Annotated in this window: 2 protein-coding genes; both read left to right on the top strand. The window is 60.3% G+C overall.

The window, feature by feature from the left end:
- Nucleotides 1-170: 170 nt before the first annotated feature.
- The gene (gene istA, locus SX1_RS22105) at nt 171-1,709 is read left to right on the top strand and encodes an IS21 family transposase (protein ID WP_007200412.1); all 1,539 of its coding nucleotides are present in this window, start codon (nt 171-173) and stop codon (nt 1,707-1,709) included.
- Between the two features lie 15 nt (nt 1,710-1,724).
- Nucleotides 1,725-2,489: an IS21-like element helper ATPase IstB gene (istB, locus tag SX1_RS22100; protein ID WP_006956108.1), complete on the top strand. Its 765-nt coding sequence runs from the start codon at nt 1,725-1,727 to the stop codon at nt 2,487-2,489.
- Nucleotides 2,490-2,604: the final 115 nt, after the last annotated feature.

Below are 2,604 nucleotides of genomic sequence, written 5' to 3'. Positions count from 1 at the left end.
GCGCGTTTCGCGTGATCGCGGGCACTGATTTCATCTGATCGCGGGCAGCGATTTCACGGGAAGCCGGGCACCTATTTCACACGATCGCGGGCACTGATTTCGCGCGATCGCGGGCAGGCATGACCAACGAACTGCAGTTACTCCGCCTCCTGAAACACAGGAGGATTGGAATGCCGACAGGACGTTTGACCATGCGCCGTATTCGCGACGTTTTGCGATTGAAGTTTGCCCAAGGGCTGAGTGAGCGGGCGATTGCGTCCTCGCTTGGGCTTGGGAAAGGGAGTGTGGGCACGTACCTGCGGCGCGCCCGGGATGCTGGACTGGGCTGGCCCCTGCCGGAGGGGCTGGATGATGACAGCCTTGAGCTGCTGCTATTCCCGAACGCTTCAGACGTGGCCGATCCAGACCGGCCAGTTCCGGATTGGGCCGTAATTGATCAGGAACTGCGCAAGCGCGGGGTCACGCGCATGTTGCTGTGGCAGGAATACCGGGCACAGCACCCCCACGGATTTGGCTACACATGGTTTTGCACCCACTTTGACGCGTGGAAAGGCCGTGTACGGCCGAGCATGCGGCAAACGCATGTGGGCGGCGAAAAGGTGTTTGTCGACTTCTCCGGCGACACGATCGAGATCGTTGACCCGGCAACCGGTGAGGTGAAAGCGGCCAAGCTGTTCGTCGCAGCGATGGGGGCCTCAAGCTATACCTACGCCTTGGCTGTTGCCAGCGAAGGGCTGGAGGATTGGATTGCGGCCCATGTGGGGATGTTTGCCTATCTGGGCGGTGTGCCGAAGGTGGTCGTACCCGACAACCTGAAATCGGCTGTGATTAAGCCGGACCGCTATGATCCCGGCTTGAACCGGACCTATGCTGAAATGGCCGGGTACTACGGCACAGCAATCCTGCCGGCGCGCGTGCGAAAGCCAAAAGACAAGGCCAAAGTCGAGGTAGCCGTGCAAGTCGCCCAGCGCTGGATCCTGGCAAGGTTGCGCAATCGCAGGTTCTTCTCACTAGCCGAGCTGAACACTGCCATCCGGCCATTGCTCGACGAATTGAACATGCGCGTCATGCGTGACTATGGCGCCAGTCGCGCTGATTTGTTCGCCACATTGGATCGTCCGAACTTGCAGCCGCTGCCCGCCGATCCCTATGTCTTTGCGCGCTGGAAACGGGCCCGTGTCGCCCCCGATTATCACATCGAGGTAGATCGCTGCTGGTATTCTGTGCCGTTCAACTTGATCCGGCAGGACGTGGACGCGCGGGTTACTCATGCCACGGTAGAAATCTTCCATCGTGGCAAACGCGTCGCTAGCCATCTGCGCGATCCCGGACGGCGTAGTCATGTCACGGCGGCCGAGCATATGCCGTCGGCGCACCGCCGCTATGCCGAATGGTCCGCGACGCGCATTCTGAACAGCGCCGCAAAGCTGGGGCCCTCCGTGGCTGCGTTTTGCGATATCGTAATGCAGGACAGGCCGCACCCCGAACAAGGCTTCCGAACCTGCCTGGGCGTGCTGTCGTTGGCCAAAAGCTTCGAGCCCCGGCGGATCGATGCCGCATGCCGCCGGGCCGTCGCCATCAAGGCCCGATCGGTCGCATCCATCCGCTCGATCCTGAAGACCGGTCTTGATCAGGCTTTCCTGGAACCAGACCCCGAAGAGCTGCCGCTGCAACACCGCAACATCCGCGGCCAGAACTATTACCACTGACAGAGGAGATTACTGTTGCTGTCCCATCCCACTTGCGACCGTCTGGAGGCTATCGGGCTTTCCGGTATGGCAAAGGCACTTCATGAACAGCGGCGCGTTGGCGCGACGTTTGAAAGCCTCAGCTTTGAAGAAAGGCTGGGATTGCTCGTCGATCGCGAAGCTGCAGAGCGTGACGCCAAGAAGCTGGCTACGCGGTTACGTTTTGCCGCCCTGCGCCACGCGGCCTGTGTTGAAGATATCGACATGCGCAGCCCTCGCGGCATTGATGTCGCGGTGATGGCGCATCTGATCGATGGCAGCTGGATCAACCGGCACGAAAATTTGCTGATCACAGGGCCAACAGGGTTGGGCAAAAGCTGGATCGCCTGCGCACTGGGCAACAAAGCTTGCCGTGATGGTCGCCGGGTTGTCTATCATCGCGTGCCCCGCCTGTTCCAGATGTTGGCCATAGCCAAAGGCGACGGACGACATGCCCGCGTTCTCAAAGCCATCGAACGTACGGAACTGCTCATCCTTGATGATTGGGGGCTCTCAGTCCTGACGGCAACAGAGCGACGCGATCTGCTGGAAATCCTCGACGATCGACAAGGTCGGGGCTCCACCATCGTCACCAGTCAGCTTCCGGTGGATCAATGGTTCGAGGTTATCGGCGATCCCACCCTGGCAGATGCGATCCTCGACCGCCTGGTCCACAACGCTCACCGCCTAACCCTGAGCGGCGACAGCATGCGAAAAAAGATGAGCACCATGAAATTGCTTGACCAAAGCCTTCAGCCCTGACTCAATAACACCCGTTGGCCAGCCTGCCCGAGGGCGCGAAATGGCTGCCCGCGATGCCGTGAAACGCGTGCCCGAGATCGCGCGAAATCACTGCCCAACTTCCGCGAAATGCGCA

The sequence above is a fragment of the Sphingobium xenophagum NBRC 107872 genome, assembly GCF_000367345.1.
Lineage (GTDB): Bacteria > Pseudomonadota > Alphaproteobacteria > Sphingomonadales > Sphingomonadaceae > Sphingobium > Sphingobium xenophagum.
The sequence above is the reverse complement of the archived record's forward strand: the minus strand, read 5'-3'. Positions and strand labels throughout refer to the sequence as shown.